Source organism: Hwanghaeella grinnelliae (assembly GCF_004005845.1).
Classification (GTDB): Bacteria; Pseudomonadota; Alphaproteobacteria; order UBA8366; family Aestuariispiraceae; genus Hwanghaeella; species Hwanghaeella grinnelliae.
In genome coordinates this window covers 55,889-78,049 of sequence record NZ_SADE01000004.1, presented here as the reverse complement: position 1 = coordinate 78,049, position 22,161 = coordinate 55,889, and the positions used below count along the sequence as shown (strand labels likewise).

Genomic DNA, 22,161 nt, shown 5'->3' with positions numbered 1-22,161 from the left:
CCGACCTAGAGACGCCCTTCGACCGCATTGACGAACAACCCTCGCAGGTCGTCGGCCGAGACCCGCCGTGGATTGCCGCGCGCGCAAGAATCTTTCGACGCGGTCTGCCCCACTTCGTCGGCATGGTCGGTATCCACCCCGATTTCGGCCAATGTGGCTGGAATACCCAAACTGGCGCTGAACCCCTGCACCCAATCCAGGACACCGGAAAAATTGTGACGCGGCAGGTTGAGCGTCTGCGCCAACAACGGGATCTTGTCGGCAATGGCCTCGCGGTTGAACGCCAGGACATAGGGCAGCAACACTGCATTGGTCAGGCCGTGATGCGTGTCGTATATGCCGCCCACCGCATGCGCGATCGCGTGTACGCCGCCCAAGCCCTTTTGGAAGGCAACCGCCCCCATGCTCGCCGCGGCCAGCATCTTGGAGCGCGCATCGATGTCAGCGCCATTCCTGCAGGCGATCGGTAGCGCCTGCTCAATGAGATACATGCCGTTCAACGCGATCCCGTCGGCCATTGGGTGGAAAATCGGTACCGAATAAGCCTCGATACAATGGGTCAGCGCATCCATCCCGGTGGCGGCGGTTATCTTGGACGGCAGACCGACAGTCAGTTCCGGGTCCGCGATTACCGTTGCAGGCATCATCTTCGGATGGAAGATGATGACCTTCACCTTGGTTTCTTCGTTGACGATGACGCCGGCACAGCCGACCTCCGACCCCGTACCGGCGGTCGTCGGGATGGCTATGATCGGCGGGATCTTGCTGGCATCCGCTTTTTTCCAGGCGCCGGGCGTCTCATCGAAATCCCAAATCGGGCAGTCTTGCCCCGCCATCAAGGCGATTACCTTGCCGGCGTCCAGCCCACTGCCGCCACCGACGGCGATGACGCCGTCGCAATCGTTTTCCCGGTAAACTGCAACGCCATCATGGACGTTGCCGCCAATGGGGTTGCCTTTTACATCGCTGAACACGGTCGCTTCGACACCGGCATCTTTCAGCATCTGTTCCATCGCGGTGAAGGCCGGCAGGTTCCGCAGACCCGAATCGGTAACGATCAAGGGGCGTTCGACACGCGCGCCTTTCAAGGCCTTTGGCAATTCACCGATGCGTCCAGCCCCGAACAGAATCCGTGTCGGAAAGCTCCAATTACCCTGCAGCGCTATCGTCATTCCCTCGTCCTCTCCCGGGTTTCAGCCATACCGTTCCTGCAGTGTGGCCCTGTTAAAACCTGCATCGACCTCCGCCAACCTGCAAGCCCGGTGTAGTGCTTTCCCACGTAGCGCAGGTGCATCCCAAACCAATGATTTTGTTGCAGACCTTGCAAGCGGCACGTGGCACCCTTACTTCAGACACAGAATTGTCGCGGGGGGACGCATTGGTTCATATGGGCATGACCGGTGCGGCACGACGAAGTTTCTAAGCCCGAACAAGGGCACGGATTGCTGTATGCATATCGATATTGGGTTAGTTGTCGCGGGCCTTGTGGTCTTGACCTTGGGTGGGGAATTGGCATTGCGCGGCGCCGTTGGCCTGGCAATGAAGATCGGGGTCTCACCCGCCATGATCGGTCTGACCGTTGTCGGCTTTGGCACATCGGCACCGGAACTGATGGTCACGGTGCAGGCAGCGCTGGCAGACCAGCCGGATTTGGCGATCGGCAATGTCGTCGGCAGCAATATAGCAAACATTCTGCTCATTCTGGGCGTTGGTGGCGTTATCACGACCTTGACCTGCAGCGCGGGCGTCGTTCGCCGCGACGCAACGGCCATGTTCCTGTCTATCGTTTTGCTGACGGTCTTGGGGTGGCACGGCGTTATTGAGGCTTGGCACGGCGCCATCATGGTGTCGCTACTGCTCGCCTATATGACCTGGTCCTATTTCATGGACAAACGCGACGTCGCCTCGGCGGCACTCCACGAACGGGAAGTCGAAGAAACCGAAAACGTCCCGGAGAATGCCCTGGTCATCGCCGCGTTCCTTCTGGTCGGCTTGGCGGGACTTGTCGGCGGCGCCCATCTGTTGGTCGAGGGCGCAACGTCGATCGCCCGCGCTTTCGGCGTGCCGGAATCAATCATTGGGCTGACACTTGTGGCGCTCGGCACCTCCCTGCCGGAACTCGCCGCGACCGTTGTCGCCGCGATACGCGGACATTCAGATGTCGCCATTGCCAACGTCCTGGGCAGTTGCCTTTTCAATGTCCTGTCTATCCTGGGCATCACCGCGATGATCAAACCATTGGCGATATCGCCCGATATCCAGTCCATCGATATGTGGGTGATGTTGGCGGCGGCGGGCGTGGTCATTCCCATGCTGTGGCGTGACAAGCGCATCGCCAAAGTCGAAGCTTCCCTGCTTCTGGCCGGCTACGTAGTCTATATGGGATTCATAGGCTATCGCCTGGGTGTCGTGTGATCGGCAGGATTTTTCCCAGTTGATCATCGGGTATCCTGGAAGCACTGGACGATCGGTCGCTAAACAGTCACAAAATCATGGTTTCTTCCCAAGTGGAGAAATTCGGAAGTCTTTTGGTCGACGGGGAAGTCATGGGGTCGCTTAAGAACATTTTGTTGGTCACTTTCGATCAGTGGCGCGGGGATAGTCTGTCGGCGGCGGGTCATCCGCTATTGAAAACGCCGCATGTGGATGCGCTTGCCGCGGATGGCGTCTATTTCAAACAGCACTATACCGTGACAGCGCCTTGCGGGCCGTCCCGTGCCAGTCTGCTGACCGGCACGTATCAGCACAATCACCGCTCTATCCGCAACGGAACGCCGCTAGATGCGCGTTTCACCAATGTGGCGCTGGAAATGCGCAAGCTGGGCTATGACCCCGCATTGTTCGGCTATACCGACATCTCGCCTGATCCGCGCGGCATGAACACCCGTGACCCGGTCTTCAACACTTATGAGGGCGTGTTGCCCGGCATGTCCCTTGTCTGCCGGCTGGACGAGGATATGGGGTTCTGGTTCGCGGACCTGAAGCGTAAAGGCTACACCCTGCCGGAACGCCCCTTCGACATTTTCCTGCCCGTGAAAAACTATCCCGGCGCGGAAGACAAGGGCTACAGCTATTCCCCCCCTGTCTTTACATCGGAAGACAGTAATGCTGCTTTCCTGTCCGATTCGGCGATCACCTATATCGATGCCCAGCGAGGCCGCCCTTGGTTCGCGCATCTTTCCTATATCTCGCCCCACCCGCCCTTCATCGCGCCAGAGCCCTACAACAAGCGCTATGACGCGAAACACGTTCCGCCGGCAAAGCGCGCTGCCTCAGCGAATGAGGAAGTGTCGATCCACCCCTATATGCAGCACCAGTTGGAAGCGATGGGCCTTGGTACCGAGGAAGCCATCGCCTGTTACGAGGGCCAGAAGATTGCCTGTCAGGATTTGACCGGCAAGGAGTTGGACCAGATCCGCGCCACCTATTACGGCATGATCAATCAGGTCGAAGACAGTTTCCAACGGGTGTTGGAGCATCTGAAAGAAATCGGCGCCTATGACGACACGCTGATCGTACTGACATCCGATCATGGTGAAATGCTGGGCGATCACTGGATGCTTGGGAAGTCGGGCTTCTACGACCAGGCCGTCCATATTCCGTTGATCATTCGGGATCCACGCCCACAAGCCGACGCCTCGCGCGGCCGCGTGGTCGACGCGTTCACCGAATCCGTCGACGTCATGCCGACCATCCTGGACCTGTTCGGCGCGGCCATTCCGCGCCAATGCGACGGCGCGCCCTTGACGGCATGGCTGGAGGGCAGGACACCGGGCGGCTGGCGCCAGGAAGTGCATCACGAATACGATTTCCGCGACAATGTCGTGCGCAAGGCAGAGGGGCGCCTGAATCTGCGGTCAGACGAATGCGCGCTGAGCGCCATACGGGACGACAAGTTCAAATATGTTCATTTCGCTGCGCTGCCGCCCCTTCTCTATGACCTGGCCAAGGATCCCGACCAGTTGACGAATGTCGCGCAGGACCCGGCCTATGCGTATGTGGTCGCGGAATATGCTCAAAAAATGTTGAGCTGGCGCATGATGAATGACGAACGTGTGCTGACTTATGCCCATATTCATGAAGGGCTCTACGAACAGCCCGACGACCGACACGACCACCTATAGCCGCCCTCAGCAGCCCCCAAAACAATGGCACTTCCCGTAAAAGAGCGCCCTTCGAACAAGAGTTAGGCATGAGCATAATCGACGTTCCTCGTATCATCGCCCATCGCGGCGCCAGCGGCCACGCACCGGAAAATACGGCAGCGGCCATCCGTAAAGCGCATGAACTTGGCGCAACCTGGGTCGAATTCGACTGTATGCTCAGCAAGGATGGGCGCGTCTTTCTGAACCACGACGAGACTTTGGAGAGGACAGCCGGCGTCAGTCACAAGGCCTGCGACCTTGAACTTGCGGACTTGATGCATCTGGATGTCGGTTCCTGGTTCAATGCGGACTATGCGGGTGAAACGATACCGTCTTTCCGCAACGTCATGAGCTTGCTTTCTGAACTTGGCATGGGCGCCAACGTCGAAATCAAACCCTGCAAAGGATTTGAAAAGGCAACCGGTGCCGCCGTCGCCAAAGAGATCGATTCCCATTGGCCGGCCGACATTCCGCCACCCGTCGTATCCAGTTTCTCCAAAGAGTCCCTTATCGCTGCGATTCCCCTACTGGGGCCCGAAGTGGAAGTTGCGCAACTTTGGGGCCGCGTTCCGGCAGAATGGCGTCAGGAACTTGCCGAACTCGGCGCCACGGCGGTTCACTGCAATGCCTTCCGGCTTGAAAAGGAAATCGCGGGTCAGATCGCCGCAAGCGGCACTCCGTTGCGGTGCTACACGGTAAACGAAGCGCCTTTGGCCGAGAAACTTTTCGGCTGGGGAGTGAATTGCATCATCACCGACTACCCTGATATGTTCCTTTAAAGTGAGATAGTTAGCATTTTAGATATCTTTCCGGAGGCCTTTTGTCTCTAGATGGTGACTAACTGGCCACCCCCGCTGGCTTTTGGACGCATAGCGACCTGAACAAGTCGCTTTTAGTCGCATTTTCACAAAGATCGTCGCCATGCGCTTACTGCATGGAGGGGATGCAAATTTGGTATTTCTAAACCGTCAAAATAAGGCCTATTTCCGCCTCAGAGACAGCGGCCAACGTCCAGGATCCCAATGGGTGGGAGTGACGCGCCGCCTCCGAAATTCATACTCTTTGGAGGATAGTGCGATGAAATTTAACCACACTCACCCGGAACTGATCGTTGCTCAGTCCATGGTCCCGGCATCGGCCGACCTGGGCAAGATGATCCGGTCCGTTTCCTTCCGCCTTGCCAGCCGCATTACGCCGGCCGGTAACAAGCGCGCGAAAGCGGTCGCCTAACAGCTCAGGCTGGTAGAGGCTTACCGGAAGTACTCAGATTTTTTAGTTTACCCCAGCGCGAAAGCGCACCCCTTGTGAAAAACCCCGCCGGTTTCGGCGGGGTTTTTTCTTGTCATCGGCAAATGGTCTTGGGTTAGGGCTTTTCCCCTGCGGCAAGGCGGCGATTGATGTCCGCCAATACAGGGGCAAGGTCGCCGATCGTCGGCACAACGTAATGTGCACCGGTCGCGTCGAGACCTTTGCGGGCGCGTGCGAAATGCGTGTCCCGCTCCCCATCCGACAGCGCCGTCCATTCATCGTAGGACAAACCGACTTCATTTCCCGAGCAGGCGAGCCCCACGGTCCACATGCCGGCGGCAAGCCCCGCTTCCAAGCCAGGCGCGCTGTCATCGACGTTAACGCAGGCCTTCACATTCTTCACCCCGGCCTTCATCGCGGCGGTCAAACACATGTCCGGATAAGGCCGGCCATGCGCGACGTCGCTTGCGCATACCATGGCATCGGGCACGATACCTTGTTCCGCGAGTTTCGCCGACAACACATCCATCACTTCGGATGGATACCCCGTGGTAGTCGCGATGCCGACACCCTCCTTGCGCAAATTGGCAAACAAGTCCGGCGTCCCAGGAATGACCGTTGAGTAGTCCGTCAGACACTGAACCTGCAAAGGCAGGAAGTCGGCATACATCGCATCGACATCCGCTTCCGTCGGCGCATCGCCATGTGCCTGTTTCCAGGCCTCAGCCACGCGCGGCATGGCAACCAGTTGCACAATGTGGTCGCGCTTGGCCGCCCCCATTGGTTCGCGCGCCTCCGCGACCGTGATATCGACGTCGCGCCGTTTGAATATTTCGACGAAGGCCATGACCGGCGCGATACAGCCGAAGTCGACGATGGTACCGGCATTGTCGAAGATGATTGCTTCGACAGGTCCAGTGAAGTTGCCAGCGGTCCCGTTGGACATTTGATATACCCTTTCAATCAGACAGGCGGCAGGCCAATGGGCCTTTCAACCGCGATACTTTACCCTGTTCCCTATGTGAAACCGATCAGGCGGCGTGCGATCGTCCATCGGCCACACCCATCTCAGCCAATACTTCAGCCACCGTCGCGACGACGCCCTCCACGTCGCTTGGCCCCATCGACCCGATGCAGCCAACCCGGAAGGTCTCAACCGCTGTCAGCTTGCCCGGATAGATGACATAGCCACGTTTCGCCAAGCGGCCGTAGAAATCGGCAAAGTCATAATTGGGATCTTCAGGGGCATGAAAGCAGACGATAATCGGCGCCTGATTGGCATCGTCCAGGAAAGTTCGGAAACCCAAGGCCCGCATCCCGTTGACGAGGCGTTCGCAATTCACCTCGTATCGCGCCCCCCGCGCCGGGGCGCCGCCTTCGGCCTCGTATTCCAGCATTGCCTGGTGGAAGGCCGCAATGACATGAGTCGGCGGTGTGAATCGCCACTGCCGCGTCTTTTCCATATAAGACCACTGATCGAACAGATCGAGGCTGACCGAATGTGCGTTTCCTTCGCGCTCGGCCAAGACGGATTTGTTACAGATGACGAAACCCATGCCAGGCACACTCTCCAGGCATTTGTTGGCGCTTGCGGCAATCGCATCGTATTGGACGACTTTCGCGTCTAGTTGCAGCGCGCCATAAGCACTCATCGCGTCGACCAAAAGGCGGCGCCCCTTTTCGGCGACGACGGCAGCTACCGCCTCGACCGGGTTGCGAATGCCGCTCGTGGTTTCGCAATGGACCATGAACACATAGTCGATGGTCTCATCCTGCAGGAATTCCGCGACCTTCTCGGCCGACGGCGCTTCGTCCTCCGCCGTGCGATAGGCGACCGTTTCACGGCCCATCCGCTCACATACCTTGATCGCCCGTTCGCCATAGGCGCCATTGGCGAGCATTAGGACCTTTCCCCCCCGGGGAATGAAAGTGCCCAGCATGGCCTCGACAACGAAAGTCCCGCTGCCTTGAAGGGGCACGGCGGTGTAGTCGTCGCCACCGCCTGAGATATCCACCAAGCGTCGGCGCAGGTCGGCGTTCAGGTCCCGAAACGGCTCATCCCAGGACCCCCAATCCTTCAGCATGGCGCGTTTCACGCTTGCGGTCGTCGTCAGGGGACCGGGTGTCAGCAGCAGCGGCTCGTCGGCTGTTGGCTTTCGCCCCATCGTGTAGGTTTCAGCAGCCTTTTTCAGTGTCTTGGTCATGGTTCCGCCATTCGTTTCTAACAGGGCGCGAGGTGAAAGGATCGGGCACCCTCTATCAATCGGTAAGCAGGGATATGCCAGTCGCCCATTCATCCGTCCAATGCATATTATTGATCTTATCTATTGGTATGATAAATAGGTTACATGATTAATGTTACCCATCTAAGGGCGTTCCATGCAGTCGCGACCGAGGGCAGTTTTTCCAAAGCGGCCCGCGCGTTGAATGTTGGACAACCGACGCTGTCATCTCAGGTAAAAGCCTTGGAGGCAGGATATGGCGTTCGATTGTTCGACCGGCGTGGCCGCGGCGTTCAATTGACGGATTTGGGTCGGTCGCTCGCCGAGGTAACGAACCGGCTGACCTCCCTGCAGGAAGAGGCCGAAGCTCTGTTGAGCGGTACGGAAAACCTAGCCCACGGAACACTTGCAGTCGGCGCGGACAGCCCCGGCGACGCAATGGACCTGCTGGCCGGGCTTCGCGCCCGTTTTCCCGGCTTGGGGCTGAAGATCACCATGGGTAACATGGAATCGGTATTGGCGGACTTACGGGACTATCGAGTCGACGCTGCGCTGCTCTCGAACGTGCCGATCGACAACCATCTGCATGCGGTACCGTTCCGGCGGGCGCCGCTGGTACTCGTCGCACACCGGGATCATCCCCTAGCGAAAAAGAAGTTGGTCAATCTAAAGGAACTCTCCGGCCACGCCTTGGTCCTGCGAGAGCGGCAGTCGGTCACGCGAGATCTGTTCGAACGGGCGGCCGTGAAAACCGGGTTGGCCCTGAACGACGTGTTGGAAGTGGAATCGCGGGAAGCCGTTCGCGCCGCCGTCGCTGCCGGATTGGGTGCCGGCATCGTTATTGCCAGCGAACACGAACCCCATCCCGGTCTTGTTACCCTGCCCTTGGGGCCCAGCACAATTGAGGTTACGGAATATGCGGTCTGCCTGCGGGGACGCAGGCGTTTAAGCGCGATCCGCGCCTTCCTCGATTTAGCGGTAGAAATGGCGGACGCATCGGTTCCGCGGAAGTAATGCGGAGTCAGAAGCGGCCCGGCACGGGGCCGGGCCGCGTCCTGTTCCGGCGATCGGGGAATGTCGCCGGGACGGATCAGAATTTAGTCGTCGTCTTCGGGCCCTTCGAACCGATCGTCGTCACGACGGAATCGCGGACGCTGTTCTTCGCGCGTGATCTTGCCGTCACCGTCGCGATCCATGCGCGACATCATCCAGGATGTCTTTTCGTCGACTTCCGCTTTGGTGATGACGCCGTCGCCGTCATCGTCGAAGCGTTGGAAAGCATCGACCATGCGGTTGCGCAGCATCTCCATCCAAACCCCTTGGAACTCTTCCAGGGACAGTGCACCGTCACCATTGGCATCGTTGCCGCTCATCCGGCGTTCGGTCTCGGCGTTGATTTCCGCCGCGGTGACCGTGCCGTCCTTGTCGGTGTCGAAAGTACGGAAGATCATTTCACCGCGTGGGCCGCCATGATGGCCGCCAAAGCCGCGCTCATGACCACCGCGGTGACAACCTTGATATCCGTTGCCGGACGCGACCGCATGACCGACAAAGGCCGCCGTGCCAAGGGCGGCTGCGGTGCCGGCCAGGACGACCATCCACATTGCGCCCCGGCCCTTGTGGCGCCGTGCAGAGGATTTATCGTTGTTATCGGTGCTTCCAGTGTTCTCGTTGTTTTCCATGGCACTATCCTTTCATTCGCTTCCGTAGTGCGGTTGAAATCAGTGAGCATAAAAAACACCCCAATTGTCGCAGAACTATGCCGATCGGGTGGGATAATGGTCGCAAGATCTGTCGGAAGGGGATTCTGATACAGTTTGTTACAGTTTTCCTGAACGCTTGCAGCGAAGGGTCGGGTAATGTCCGACTGCCCGTTTCCTGCAACCGGATGGCAGGGCGTATGTGATACCGATGTGAGGCAAACCGTGCAGAGCCCGGATCAGAGGATCGAAGGACCGCATATCCTGATTGTCGACGACAATCGGGAAATCCGCGAATTGCTGGCCAAGTACCTGGCGAAGAACGGCATGCGGGTCAGTCATTCGGCGAACGCGGCCGAAGCCCGCCGCGCCCTGAAGGAAAAGGCGATCGACTTGATCGTCCTCGACATCATGATGCCGGGTGAAGACGGATTGAGCCTGTGCCGGCATATCCAGGAGACATCCGAGAAACCGGTCATCTTCCTAAGCGCGATGGCGGAAGATACCGATCGTATCGTGGGCTTGGAAATCGGTGCCGATGACTATTTGACCAAACCCTTCAACCCCAGGGAACTGCTCGCCCGCATCAAGGCGGTGACACGACGGTCAAACAACCTGCCACAGGCGGAAACCGCACTGTCGGACAGTCAGGCAATTCGTTTCGATCACTGGGTCTTCGACCCGGAACGTCGCGAAGTGCGGGGCGAAGACGGAACACTCCTCAACCTGAGCACAGGAGAATTCCGGTTGCTCTCCGTCCTGCTAAGTCATCCCGGCATCGTGATGACCCGCGACCGGCTGCTCGACCTTACGCGTGGCCGGGATTCCACCCCGTTCGACCGGAGTATGGACAACCAAGTCAGCCGTCTTCGGAAGAAGCTGGAGCGGGACCCGAAGAACCCTGAAATCATCAAGACGGTTTGGGGCGGCGGATATGTCCTGTCTTGCACGGTGGAAGCGCAATGACCGGCCCCGCGAAAAAAAACCGGAAACAGCCGCCAAGGTTTTCCTGGTTGGGCCGGGCCCGTCACCGCGATGGCGGCCATAGGGCACTACGGGGTGGTTTTTGGTCCCACAGCCTAGCCGCACGGCTGATCGTACTTATCCTGCTGGCCTTGATCGTCTCACACGCAATCAGTTTCGCTATACTGTGGGACGAACGCAGGCTTGCCGCGCGCGAAACCGTCCGGAATTTGGTCGCCGATCGGATCACCGCGGTAACACGCCTGGTGGAATCCACGTCACCGAACCTGCATGACAACGTTCTTGCGGCGGCGACAACGCGGGACCTTCTATTCCGAATAGACAGCCAGGCCGCCGTGTCTTTGCAAGAATCTGAAGGTCATATCGAGCGGATCATCCAGGGTCGGTTGGCTGAGTATTTGGATCGTCCAAGTGAGAATATCCGTTTCGCGTTCCGGGCTGATTGGGGCAAGGACCGCCGGTTTTTTGATCCCGGTTTGGATCGAGACGACCAGGGGGAGCAACGCGATTCAGATGAAAAAGACGACGACCATGGCGATGACGATGACGATCATTGGGACGATGATGATTGGGACCATAAAGATTGGGACCACCACGGCTGGAACCGCAATCGCGGCGGCCCCGGAATTGGGTTGCGGGCCAGCATCCGGCTTCACGACGGAAATTGGTTGAACGTTGCCAGCATTCTACGTCCTCCACCCCGAAACTGGGGCGGCCCGGGGATGATCTCCTTCCTGGTATCCGCCATTGCCATTATCGTCATCGTTACATGGCTGGTTCGGCGCACGATGCGGCCGCTGCGCGATCTAACCGCAGCGGCAACCGCCGTTGGGCGCGGCGACCGGCCACAGCCAGTAGAGGAAACAGGGCCACGGGATATCCGCAATCTGATCGCCGCCTTCAACACCATGCGCGATCGAGTCGATCGCTTCGTGAACGACCGCATGCACATGCTTGCGGCGCTGTCGCACGACTTGCGCACCCCGCTTACAACACTGCGCCTGCGTGCCGAAATGTTGGAAGACGAGGAAGACCGTGAGCGGTTCATCGCCACCCTGGACGAGCTGCAAGCGATGACCGAGGAAGTCCTGGCCTTCATCCGATCGGAAGCTGAAACCGAAGCAGCGGTGCCTTCTGACCTGAATGCCCTTGCTGAGGCGATCGTCGATGAAAAAGCCGGCGCGGACACCACCGTTACCTTCGTGCCGGCGGACGACCCACCCGCAATCCGCTGCCGTCCAATCGCCATAAAACGGGCCTTGCGCAATCTGGTCGACAACGCCGTTCGCTTCGGCACCTCGGTGGAGGTTCATATCGAAACACCCGGAGAGAACGTCGTACTCGTTATCCTGGACGACGGCCCCGGTATGAAGGAAGACGATTTGGACCGCGCATTCGATCCTTTCGTCCGGCTGGACCCGGCCCGCGGAAGAGATACCGGCGGTGTCGGTCTTGGCCTGTCGATCTGTCGTTCCATCGCGCGCAGCCATGGCGGTGATGTCCGCCTCCGGAACCGCCCCGAAGGAGGCCTGCGCGCCGAACTCAGCCTGCCGAGATAGGGAATGCCCGCGATGCCCAGACGGAAATATGCCAAGACAGAACTATGCCAAGACGGGACGATCTTCGTCCGGGGACCATCGCCAGACCGGCCCATTGCCGGTCAAGTGGACACCGCCCCGCCATTGATCAATTCCGTTGGTCCGAACCCAATCGGCTTCTTCGGCCAGCAGTTGCCTGCCAAAATCGGTGAGATCGAATTCATCCCGCCAATCTTCGGTCGCGGTCAGCGCCGGTTGGGTCGCGTCGATCAAGCCCGCCATATCGTGGAAGAACATTACATCCCCCAGAAAGGGTGCGGGTTCCGTTTCGCGGTACATCTTGCGAAAAGTATCGACACCGGTCTTTGCACCATCGGCCACGGCGTCCAGCATCAGCCGTTCGGTCATGCTTAATCCATTCCGCGTCGACGGCAATTCCATCAAATGCCGTCGCATCGCCGACCGCAGGAACGGCAGGGCGTCCCCTTCTTCCACCGTGAAAGTATGCAGCGCTTCCGGCGTATCAGCGCGGAACGCTGCCCAAGCCCGCTGCGCCTGACGGATCATGTCCTCGGAGACCGGCACATCCAGGCCTTGCAAACTACGCAATTGATCAGGCGACAATTGGCCGAAGCCTACAAACCTTTCTTCGCCTGAAAATCGATCGACCGTCATCAACCGCATTCGGTCCAGCAAGTCGATCTTTTCACTCAATCGCGACAGCAAGTCGATCAGGACGGCTTGGTCATACAGGTCGTGCTCGAACCATAGGATGATACGGTCGTATTTCTCCAGCGTATCGAGTGCTTTCGATTCAGACTGAAGGCGATCCATCGCCCTGGTTTCCGACAAGATATCCCAATTGGAAATAAACCGGGCCCGCATGCGCCGGTAGTCATCATCCTGCATCCCTGCAGGAACAGGTCCGCGGCATACGGGGTCGCCCCATTCAAGAAAATCACCCTCGAACCCAGCGGTTCTGAGGCTTTCCCGAATATCCGACCCACACCGAATGTGGACTATCTGATCAGTCATTACTTAGACGCCATCCCGCAACCATACCCTTCCCTTACACTATCAATATGGGAAGTTTTCGCCAGGGACCAAGGCGTGCCCCGGTCAATGCCCCTTGAAACCCGGCTTCCGCTTGTTCAGGAAGGCGTTCAGGCCTTCCTTGCCGTCGTCGCTGCCAACGCTTTCCGCGATTGCACGGCTTTCCCTTTCCATCTGCGTCTCAAAGGAACTGTATGACCCTTCGAGCAGCAATCGTTTGGTTCGCCCAAAGGCAGCGGTCGGACCTGCGGCCAATTGCGCCGCCAAATCGTCGACAAAAGCGTCCAAATCAGCGGCGGGGACGACACGGTTGATCAAACCCCAATCTTCCGCCTCCTCAGCAGAAAGAACCCGGTTGGTAAGCGCCAAATCATAGGCCCGCCGCAAACCGACCAGACGCGGCAGATAGAAAGACGAACTGCCGTCGGGGGAGAGCCCCGCCCGCGTATAGGCCATGGTAAACTTGGCTTCATCCGACGCGACGATAAGGTCACAGCCAAGCGCGACGCTAAGCCCGCCGCCGGCAGCCGTACCGGCAACCTTCGCAATAACCGGCGCATCCCCACGCGCTAGGCGCGACATTGCCGCATGTAGGTTAGTCGTCATCGCCTTTACCAGGTGAGGTGACTTTTCCCCCGCCTTTTCGAAAGCGGAAAGATCTCCACCGGCACAGAAGAAACGCCCGCCAGCGCCTTCCATTACGATGCAACGCGCTTTGGGATCGTGGTCCAATTCAATCGACGCATCCATCAAGTCCAACGTCATCTGAAGGTCGAGCGCGTTGGCCGCGGCTGGGCGGTTCAAGACAAGTCGTGCGACACCGTTGTCGCCGACATCAAGGGTAATGGTTTCGTAGGACATGGCAGCCTCCCTGATTTTGCTCTCAATCGGTTACCCGGATTTTCACCAGAGCATCAGGGGAGACAAGCGCTAAACGTCGGCCTCGGCCCGCTCCAGGCAGGACTTCAGCCAAGCCCGGCGCTTGCCGGTATGATCGACTTCCTGATCGAGCCAATCGGCAAACATTCCACCGGCGCCTGTCCGGCGAAGATCTTCGAGGCGGGCCAGTTCAGTTTCGGTCAACTCAAGGAGCAAATCGATCTGATCGGCCCTGTCTTCAGACGAAAGTTGGTCGATAAAACGCAGTTTCAGCGCCAAAACGAGGCGTTGTATATCGTTTAATGGTGCACGGAGGCTGGACAACATCAATTTTTCGAAAGTGTCCCGACCTGCTGGGGTCAAACGCATCGGCACCTGATCGCCGCTGCGACCGTCGGCGGCTTCGATCAAGCCTTCAAGGCGCAACACTTCCAGAGAAGACCCTAGGAGCTCCAAAGAGGGGCCAACCATGCGTTCGACGAAATGCCGCACGCTGGTGGCCAGATCCGCGTAAGAGACATCGCCTTCCGTCAGCGCGCCCAACACCGCAAGGCGCATGGTTTCCGCAGGAGTAAGAGACTTGTCACCGTACATTGCGTTGTTCCAATCACAGGAGAGGTCGAAACATGACTATGAGTGACATAGTGTTTATGCGAACGACTCGCAACTACTGTTTCAACCGACAACGCGACTTTAAGACTTCCTAGCCCGGAGACAAACCCCGCATGCGTTCGTTACGACGGCGCAGCAGTTCCAGCGTCGTCAGTAGGCAAATCGAGATACAAACCAGTAGAGTCGCGACCGCCAGGATCGTCGGCCTGATTTCTTCCCGAATGCCGGAGAACATCTTCCAAGGAATTGTCCGTTGCTCGACAGAGCCCACGAAAAGCACCACAACGACTTCATCGAACGAGGTGATAAAGGCAAACAGCGCACCGGAAATAACGCCCGGCAAGATCAGGGGCACGATGACCTTGAAGAAGGTCGTTATGCCATCCGCGCCCAAATTATTGGAAGCACGGATAAGGGACCTGTCGAACCCGACCATGGTTGCCGTTGTGGTGATGACGACAAAGGGGGTTCCCAAAGCAGCATGGGCCAGAATGACGCCCAAATGCGTCGAACCCAGGCCGATGCGCGTGTAGAAAAAATACATTCCCGCAGCCGAAATGATCAGCGGCACGATCATCGGCGAGATCATCATGGCCATCATAGCGGTACGATACGGCATCGCCGACTGGGACAACCCCAATGCGGCCACAGTACCCAGCGTCGTCGAAATCAGCGTTGCGCAAATCGCGATGATGAAACTGTTAATGACTGCATTGCGCCAAGAGGTGTCTGTGAAAAACTCCGCATACCATTTCAGGCTATATCCTTCCGGATCGAAAGCCAGCATTTCCGGAGTGAACGTGAAGTAAGGCTCCGCATTGAAGCTAAGCGGTATGATCACGAAGATCGGTACGATCAGGAATGTGAAGATGAGGCCGCAGATCGCACGGTAAGTGTAGTACCAAGCGGTTTCTCCGGGGCCTGCATAAGCCGGTAACGACATTGATCTACCCCCCTTAACCCAGCTTCATGTTATCGATGCCTACGATCTTGTCGTAGAGCAGATAGAGTACGAGAACCAAGGCGAGCAAAATGATCCCCAAGGCCGCGGCCAGTCCCCAGTTCTGGGCGGCCCCACTGATATAGGTCGCAATATAGTTCGAGATGAACGTACCGGTTCGACCACCGACCAGCGCCGGCGTGATGTAATACCCAATCGCCAAAATGAAGACCAAGATCGACCCCGCGCCAACGCCGGACACGGTATTCGGCATGTAGACCCGCACGAAGGCCAGCGCAGGATTGGCACCCATGGAGCGCGCCGCCCGCATGTAAGACGGTGGAATGGTCTTCATGACCGAATAGAGCGGCAAAATCATAAACGGCAGCAGAATGTGGGTCATGGCCACAATCGTACCGAACTGGTTGTGGATCATCTGCAAACGGTCGTCGTCATCGACCAAGCCGACGAGCACAAACAAGTCATTCAAGATGCCTTGTGTCTGTAAGAGCGCGATCCACGACGTTGTCCGAACGAGCAGCGATGTCCAAAACGGTAACAGCACCAGGATCATCAAAAGGTTACTTGTCCGCAACGGCAAGGTCGCCAGAAGATAAGCGACCGGATATCCCAATATGATTGTCAGGATTGTGATTATTCCGCTCATGACGAGCGTGCGCCAAAACAGATTCAGGTAAACCTGATATTCTTCCGGTTGCCAAGTAATCTCGCCGTCAACTGTCTCCTGCATGTCGACTGCCTGCAGGAAGTAGGAGGCTGTATATTTTGGCGAAAGTTTCTTGATAACCCGCCATGTCTGAGATTCGCCCCACCTATCGTCGATTGCGATCAACGCTTCTTTATAAGGGGCTTCATTGATTTTTTTCGTACGGCGTCCCGATTTGCGGAACAGGCTGGACATTCCAGGATTTTCGAAATTCAAGCGGCGCCCGACCCGACCGATCGTCTTCGCCTCATATCCTTCTTGGATGTCTTTCACCATGGCCTCAAATGCGGCTTCCGGTGGAACATCAACAACGTCGGGGTCCCATTCTTCGAGGGCCAAAACCGTACGCGGCAGGATGTCGGGAACAATGCTGTTGTCCACACTGCGGAACAGCATGTCCAAAATCGGCATAACGAAAGTGATAAACAAAAAGAAAAACAGAGGCGCGACCAACATTAGTGCGCGCATCTTTTGGCGCATCAGGGCCTTTCGAAGACTGACCTTTAGCGGAATACCATCCGCCGTCGTCATCGTGGTATCAGCCATTCTCTACCCCTTTTGCCCCAAGAATATTGTCCGGTAAACGACGTGACCAAGAAACCGGAACGGTTCCGGGGCGGCGCATAGCCGCCCCGAAAACCTTAACCGTCTACTGAGCCAGCCAAGCGTTGAAACGCTCGTTCAGCTCTTCGCGATGGTCCGCCCACCACACGTAGTCCAAGTTCAACGTGGTCTTCGCGTTGGCCGGATCCGTCGGCATATGCGGTTTCATATCGATGCCAAGGTCGGCGTGCTTACCAACCAGCGGTGCGGAAGAATACCGCGCCGGGCCGTATGAGATGTACTTGGCTTGGTCGGCAAGACGCTGCGTGTCCGTTGCGAAGTACAGGTATTCTTTAACCGCTTCGAGGTTCTTGGTACCGACAGGAACCACCCAGCCGTCGAGATCGAAGACCTGATAGTCCCACATCATGGCAATCGGCTGATCCTTTTCCGCAATGGCGGAGAACAGGCGACCGTTATACGCGGAGGCCATCACGACTTCACCATCGGCCAGCAGCTGCGGCGGCTGTGCACCCTTGGTCCACCAGACGACCTCATCCTTGATCGTGTCCAACTTGGCGAATGCACGGTCAACACCTTCCGGCGTGGAAAGGACTTCGTAGACTTTGTCGGCCGGCACGCCATCGGCGATCAATGCCCATTCCAAGTTGCCGTTAGCAACGTTCTTTTCCAGGGAGCGTTTACCCGGGAATTTTTCCAGATCGAAGACATCGGCAATGCTGGTCGGCTTGTTGTCCAGCATATCCGTGCGATATCCGAACGTCGTCGAATACACAATCTGCGGGATAAAGCAGTTTGTGCCACCCGGCGTCAGCGTTCCACTGAAGAAGTCTTTCGAAGCGGGCGTGCCGTCCGGCGCGGGGGCCAGCCACTCGTCCGGATCGAATTCCATCGCCAGGCCTTCGTCGCAGGCTGTAATCGCGGATGAAGCGACCATGTCGACGAGATCCCAGGTGACGTTCCCGGATTCGACCTGCGCACGAAGCTTGGCCAAACCTTCCGCAGCGCTGTCATCATTGATGATGTTAACGCCAGGATTCATCTTCATGTAGGGATCATGATAGGCCTTTTGTTGGCTTGCCGTATAGGCACCGCCCCAAGACACGACCGTCAAGTCCTGTGCTTGTGCCGTACCAAACGCGGCAACGGACACAACCGCTGCCATCGCCGTTGTACGAAGGACTGTTTTCATCACTTATTCTCCCAGTTTGTTACTGTGGCTATGAGATAATACAAAAGGGTGCTCAAAGGCAGCATAGCCCTAACACCGTCCAGCCTACGCAGGACCGCCGTCTTGGGGCGCATCCAGCGCGCGGCTATCTTCCGCAACCCAACCCAACTGAACAGTATCGCCTGCCTTGAGGCTGGCATGTCCATGGGCATTGGGTACTTTCACGATGAACTCGTCATTGCCGCTGACGGTCATACGCGTTCGGATATGATCTCCCAGATAGATCAGTTCCTTGACCGTTCCAGTGAGAACGTTTGGAACAGCACCTTCTGCCGGCGAAAGAACGACCCGTTCCGGTCGGAGCGAGAGCGTCGTCCTGCTACCGACACCGCCTATGTTGATCGCAAGTGCTTTGACCACACCGCCACCGCCGTCCAACTCGACCATGCAATAGTCGCCTGTCACTTCCCGGACTGTTCCAAGAAGACGATTATTCTCACCTATGAAATAGGCGACAAAAGCATTGACCGGCTCTTCATAGAGCACGTCAGGCGCCGCTAGCTGTTGAATCACACCGTCATCAAAAACAGCGACACGGTTGGACATTGTCAGCGCTTCGGATTGATCATGCGTAACGTACACGACAGACACACCCAGATTGTCATGGATATGTTTGATCTCGTACTGCATTTCCTCGCGCAGATTTTTATCCAACGCGCCAAGCGGTTCATCCATCAACACGAGGTCGGGCTCAAAGACCAGTGCGCGCGCGACTGCGACACGCTGCTGCTGACCACCTGACAGCTGCGCCGGCCGCCGGCCGCCGAATTCGGGGAGCTGCACCATTTCGAGCGCACGCTTCACCTTGGCTTCAACATCCGCTTTCGGAAGTTTCCTGACCTCCAACGGAAAAGCCAAATTCTCGGCAACCGTCATATGGGGGAACAATGCATAGTTTTGGAAAACCATGCCTATCCCACGTTTATGCGGCGGAACGTTGTTGATTGGTTGTTCGTTAAGAAAAATCTCACCATGCGTGGCAGGTTCAAACCCCGCCAACATCATCAAACAGGTGGTTTTCCCGGATCCGGACGGCCCCAACATTGTCAGGAACTCGCCCCTCTCGACGTTGAGGTTCAAGTTTTTAACGACGAGGGACTCGCCGTCGTAACTCTTCTGAACGTTTTCGAATCTTACGATATGGTCGGCGGTCATCCCGATTTAATTAGCCCCTTGCATAACGGCCGTGCGGCCCCTCCCCGGGACCGAAAACGACCAACATGCTCCTGTTCAGACATTGTCATGACCGAACCGGCTGCCCGGCCATGCACAGCTCTTTACCGGCTGCGCATGTAGCCTAACGCACCAAAACGGGGATTGGCCAGGGTAAATAAACAAAAATATTTCTGAGGCGTCACAAGTGGGTGCAGATCTCCCTTCGCCTGCCGCAGGAACGAAGCGTTTTTGCCCATACGCGCCCATTCGCCGGGATAGATATACCCCGGCTTACGGCTCATTGAGTGGTGGAACTTACTCTGCTGCCGCTTGAGCGGATGAAGTGCGTGGCAAATCCAACGCAGTCCACACCTTGTCCAAGGCATTGATCAGACGATCGACTGCATCATCGTCATGGTGCGGCGTCGGCGTGACACGCAAACGCTCTGTGCCTTTTGCCACGGTCGGGTAGTTGATCGGCTGAACATAGATGTTGAAATCGTTCAACAACATGTCTGAGGCCTTCTTGCACTTCTCAGCATCCCCAATAAGGACGGGTACGATATGAGTCACCGACGGCAAAATCGGAATCCCGGCCTGACGCAGGCGCGCCTTTACAGTCGCTGCTCGTTCTTGATGCTTGGCACGAATATCCTTCGCGTCCCGCAGAATCTCAATTGCCTTCAACGCGCCCGCGGCAATGGCCGGCGGCAAGGCAGTTGTAAAGATGAACGGATTGCCGAAGGAACGGACAAAGTCGATCAGTTCAGCCTTGGCGGCAATATAACCGCCGATAACGCCGAATGCCTTGCCCAACGTACCTTGCAGTATATCGACACGATCCATGACCCCATCGCGTTCCGCGACACCGGCCCCATGCTCGCCATACATACCCACAGCATGCACTTCATCTAAGAACGAAATCGCATTGTACTTTTCAGCGACATCGAGGATTTCGGAGATCGGAGATATATCCCCATCCATTGAGTAAACACTCTCGAAGGCGACAATCTTCGGGCGGGAAGGATCGTCCGCCGCCATCAATTCATCCAGATGGGCCGGGTCATTGTGGCGGAAAACTCGCTTGTCCGACCGCCCTTGGCGAATCCCTTCGATCATCGAATTGTGGTTTTCGCTATCGGAATAGACGATGCAACCAGGCAAACGCGACGCCAGCGTCGACAACGCGGTCAAATTTGCAACATAACCGGATGTGAAAAGAAGGGCGGCCTCCTTCCCATGCAGGGAAGCAAGTTGCCGCTCCAATTCACCGTGAAGCCGATTTGTGCCGGAAATATTCCGAGTGCCGCCGGCGCCCGCGCCCTGCGCTTTGATCGTTTCGATCATCGCTTCGCGCACACGGGAATCCTGGCCAATGCCCAAATAATCGTTGGAACACCAGACGAGCACGTCCTCCTCGCCATTCTCAGTGTGGCGCTTGGCATGGGGAAACGAATCCGAGCGACGCTCCAAATTCGCGAAGACCCGATAATTGCCCTCTTCCCGGAGTTTCTCGAGGCTTTCGCGAAAAAAGCCCAGATAATCGCCTTCAAATGCCATCAGTCATTCCTATCGTTTCCACCCGATACACGGTGCGCTTTTAACCCGTCCAGCGACACAGGGCCAGAAAAGCCAACATATGCGCGACCGGACCGGATGGAACGGGGATTAATTGTCGCGCCGGCTCATTGCCGTCCTACACATGTCCTTCGCTCTTAAGCCAAGCATAAGTTTCATCTAATCCTTTGCCAACGGCATCGACAACCTTATCCAGTTGGGCTTCGGTGATGATCAAGGGCGGGGAGAATGCAATCGCATCGGTCCCGATCGCCCGCGTTATGACACCGTGTTCCTGCATCCGGCCATATAGATATGGCGCCACGGCAAGCGCAGGGTCGAACATTTCGCGCTTTTCCTTGTCTTTGGCCAGATGTACCGCCGCAATCAGGCCTGTGCCGCGGACCTCGCCCACAAGCGGGTGATCCGCATATTTCCGCAGCCCATCCTGAAGGCGCGGTGCCACGGCCTTCACATGGTCGAAAATCTTCCGCTCTTCGTAAATCTTCAGGGTTTCCAGCGCAACGGCGACCGAAACCGGATGACCGGTATAGGTATAGCCATGGCCGAACGTTCCGATCTTGCCGGAATTATCGGAAACCACGTCGGCTACCTTATCGTTCACCATCACCGCCGAAATCGGCAAATAGGCTGAGGACAGGGCTTTCGCGCAGCTCAAAATATCCGGCTGGATATTGAAGGTCTGCGAGCCCCAGGGGTTCCCAGTCCGCCCAAAACCGCAAATCACCTCATCAGCGATCATCAGAATGTCATACTTCTTGAGGACAGCTTGGACCTTCTCGAAATAGGTTTCCGGCGGCAGGATGACCCCGCCCGCGCCCATGATCGGTTCGGCGATGAAGGCGGCAACCGTTTCCGGGCCTTCTTCCAGAATGCGCTTTTCCAGATTGGCGGCCAGGCGCGTCGCGAAGTCGACCTCGCTCTCACCAGCCTCCGCGAACATCCAGTGGTGCGGACAATCGACATGCATGATATTGGCGATCGGCAAGTCGAAATCCGCGTGGTTTGCCGGCAGACCCGTCATGCTCGCCGCGGCGACCGTCACACCATGATAACCTTTGATACGGGCCAGAATTTTCTTCTTTCCCGGCTTGCCTATGGCGTTGTGGTAGTACCAAACGAGTTTCACGACCGTGTCGTTCGCTTCAGAGCCGGAATTAGCGAAGAACACTTTCGACATCGGAACCGGCGCCATATTGATCAGCCGCTCGGCCAGATCAATCACGGGCATCGTGCTTTTATGCGCGAAGATGTGATAGTAGGGCAGCTTGCGAAGCTGTTCGGTCGCGGCATTGATCAGCCGCTCCTCGTTGAAACCGAGGGATGTGCACCAAAGACCGGCGAGCGCTTCGATATATTCCTTGCCGCTGTCGTCATAAACATGCACGCCTTCGCCGCGTTCGATGATCAACGGGCCCGTTTCCTTGTGCTTCTTCAAGTTCGTATACGGGTGCATGACATAAGCAATGTCTCGGCTGGCCGGCGAGTTCCCCAGATCGGTCATAACGATATCCCTACTCAAACGCCTGTGGCGTTCCGTTAACACACAGGAGGCGGGCGGCTGTTCGCCACGCTCCGATTACAG

General features: G+C 57.3%; 20 protein-coding genes. 7 read left to right on the top strand and 13 right to left on the bottom strand.

The genetic code is table 11. The annotated features are described in order from the left end of the window. Nucleotides 1-5 precede the first annotated feature (5 nt). Nucleotides 6-1,172 carry an iron-containing alcohol dehydrogenase gene (locus EOI86_RS21220; protein ID WP_205032287.1) on the bottom strand — a complete coding sequence of 389 codons (1,167 nt, stop codon included), beginning with the start codon at nt 1,170-1,172 and terminating at the stop codon, nt 6-8. A 277-nt stretch (nt 1,173-1,449) separates the two neighbouring features. On the opposite strand from EOI86_RS21220, the gene EOI86_RS21215 reads away from it, so the two are divergent. From EOI86_RS21215 to EOI86_RS24500, 4 genes are all read left to right on the top strand, one after another. Continuing rightward, nucleotides 1,450-2,415, top strand: a complete 966-nt coding sequence (locus EOI86_RS21215) for a calcium/sodium antiporter (protein ID WP_161973939.1) — start codon at nt 1,450-1,452, stop codon at nt 2,413-2,415. A 77-nt stretch (nt 2,416-2,492) separates the two neighbouring features. Then, nucleotides 2,493-4,124, top strand: coding sequence for an alkaline phosphatase family protein (locus EOI86_RS21210; protein WP_205032286.1), 1,632 nt, complete (start codon nt 2,493-2,495; stop codon nt 4,122-4,124). Between the two features lie 68 nt (nt 4,125-4,192). Further along, nucleotides 4,193-4,924 (top strand): glycerophosphodiester phosphodiesterase family protein, encoded by a 732-nt coding sequence (locus EOI86_RS21205; RefSeq protein WP_127767706.1) that lies wholly within the window; start codon nt 4,193-4,195, stop codon nt 4,922-4,924. Nucleotides 4,925-5,222: 298 nt separating this feature from the next. Then, entirely contained in the window at nt 5,223-5,375 is a 153-nt protein-coding gene (locus EOI86_RS24500; RefSeq protein WP_153811698.1) for a hypothetical protein, read from the top strand. Between the two features lie 133 nt (nt 5,376-5,508). Here EOI86_RS24500 and phnX read toward each other — a convergent pair whose 3' ends face one another. Next, a complete protein-coding gene (phnX, locus tag EOI86_RS21200; RefSeq protein ID WP_127767705.1) occupies nt 5,509-6,339 on the bottom strand; it encodes a phosphonoacetaldehyde hydrolase in 831 nt (276 codons plus the stop codon). 85 nt (nt 6,340-6,424) lie between these two features. After that, nucleotides 6,425-7,597, bottom strand: coding sequence for a 2-aminoethylphosphonate--pyruvate transaminase (locus EOI86_RS21195; RefSeq protein ID WP_240035771.1), 1,173 nt, complete (start codon nt 7,595-7,597; stop codon nt 6,425-6,427). A gap of 144 nt (nt 7,598-7,741) precedes the next feature. Between EOI86_RS21195 and EOI86_RS21190 the strand changes: the two genes are divergently transcribed. After that, nucleotides 7,742-8,629 (top strand): LysR substrate-binding domain-containing protein, encoded by an 888-nt coding sequence (locus EOI86_RS21190; protein ID WP_127767704.1) that lies wholly within the window; start codon nt 7,742-7,744, stop codon nt 8,627-8,629. A gap of 83 nt (nt 8,630-8,712) precedes the next feature. Here the strand turns inward: EOI86_RS21190 and EOI86_RS21185 are convergent, their stop codons facing one another. After that, a complete protein-coding gene (locus EOI86_RS21185; RefSeq protein WP_127767703.1) occupies nt 8,713-9,297 on the bottom strand; it encodes an EF-hand domain-containing protein in 585 nt (194 codons plus the stop codon). A gap of 243 nt (nt 9,298-9,540) precedes the next feature. Here EOI86_RS21185 and EOI86_RS21180 point away from each other — a divergent pair, with 243 nt between their 5' ends. Together EOI86_RS21180 and EOI86_RS21175 are read left to right on the top strand one after the other, a co-directional pair. Next, nucleotides 9,541-10,281, top strand: coding sequence for a response regulator (locus EOI86_RS21180; protein ID WP_240035769.1), 741 nt, complete (start codon nt 9,541-9,543; stop codon nt 10,279-10,281). Beyond that, a complete protein-coding gene (locus EOI86_RS21175; RefSeq protein WP_127767701.1) occupies nt 10,278-11,858 on the top strand; it encodes an ATP-binding protein in 1,581 nt (526 codons plus the stop codon). The genes EOI86_RS21180 and EOI86_RS21175 overlap by 4 nt, the downstream gene beginning before the upstream one ends. A 42-nt stretch (nt 11,859-11,900) precedes the next feature. Here EOI86_RS21175 and EOI86_RS21170 read toward each other — a convergent pair whose 3' ends face one another. The 9 genes from EOI86_RS21170 to EOI86_RS21130 all read right to left on the bottom strand — a co-directional run bounded on the left by EOI86_RS21170 (nt 11,901) and on the right by EOI86_RS21130 (nt 22,080). Further along, nucleotides 11,901-12,872: a DUF1835 domain-containing protein gene (locus EOI86_RS21170; RefSeq protein WP_127767700.1), complete on the bottom strand. Its 972-nt coding sequence runs from the start codon at nt 12,870-12,872 to the stop codon at nt 11,901-11,903. Between the two features lie 84 nt (nt 12,873-12,956). Then, complete coding sequence (locus tag EOI86_RS21165; protein WP_127767699.1) at nt 12,957-13,751, bottom strand: enoyl-CoA hydratase/isomerase family protein; 795 nt, start codon at nt 13,749-13,751, stop codon at nt 12,957-12,959. Nucleotides 13,752-13,820: 69 nt separating this feature from the next. Next, entirely contained in the window at nt 13,821-14,363 is a 543-nt protein-coding gene (locus EOI86_RS21160) for a hypothetical protein (protein WP_127767698.1), read from the bottom strand. Nucleotides 14,364-14,472: 109 nt separating this feature from the next. After that, nucleotides 14,473-15,324, bottom strand: a complete 852-nt coding sequence (locus tag EOI86_RS21155) for an ABC transporter permease (protein ID WP_127767697.1) — start codon at nt 15,322-15,324, stop codon at nt 14,473-14,475. Between the two features lie 13 nt (nt 15,325-15,337). Next, complete coding sequence (locus EOI86_RS21150; RefSeq protein WP_127767696.1) at nt 15,338-16,594, bottom strand: ABC transporter permease; 1,257 nt, start codon at nt 16,592-16,594, stop codon at nt 15,338-15,340. 103 nt (nt 16,595-16,697) lie between these two features. Beyond that, nucleotides 16,698-17,804 carry an ABC transporter substrate-binding protein gene (locus tag EOI86_RS21145; RefSeq protein ID WP_127767695.1) on the bottom strand — a complete coding sequence of 369 codons (1,107 nt, stop codon included), beginning with the start codon at nt 17,802-17,804 and terminating at the stop codon, nt 16,698-16,700. Between the two features lie 84 nt (nt 17,805-17,888). Further along, nucleotides 17,889-18,998, bottom strand: a complete 1,110-nt coding sequence (locus EOI86_RS21140) for an ABC transporter ATP-binding protein (RefSeq protein ID WP_127767694.1) — start codon at nt 18,996-18,998, stop codon at nt 17,889-17,891. Between the two features lie 315 nt (nt 18,999-19,313). Next, on the bottom strand, nt 19,314-20,558 hold the full coding sequence (gene hemA / locus EOI86_RS21135; protein WP_127767693.1) for a 5-aminolevulinate synthase: 1,245 nt from the start codon (nt 20,556-20,558) through the stop codon (nt 19,314-19,316). A gap of 136 nt (nt 20,559-20,694) precedes the next feature. Continuing rightward, nucleotides 20,695-22,080, bottom strand: a complete 1,386-nt coding sequence (locus tag EOI86_RS21130) for an aspartate aminotransferase family protein (RefSeq protein WP_127767692.1) — start codon at nt 22,078-22,080, stop codon at nt 20,695-20,697. Nucleotides 22,081-22,161 lie beyond the last annotated feature (81 nt).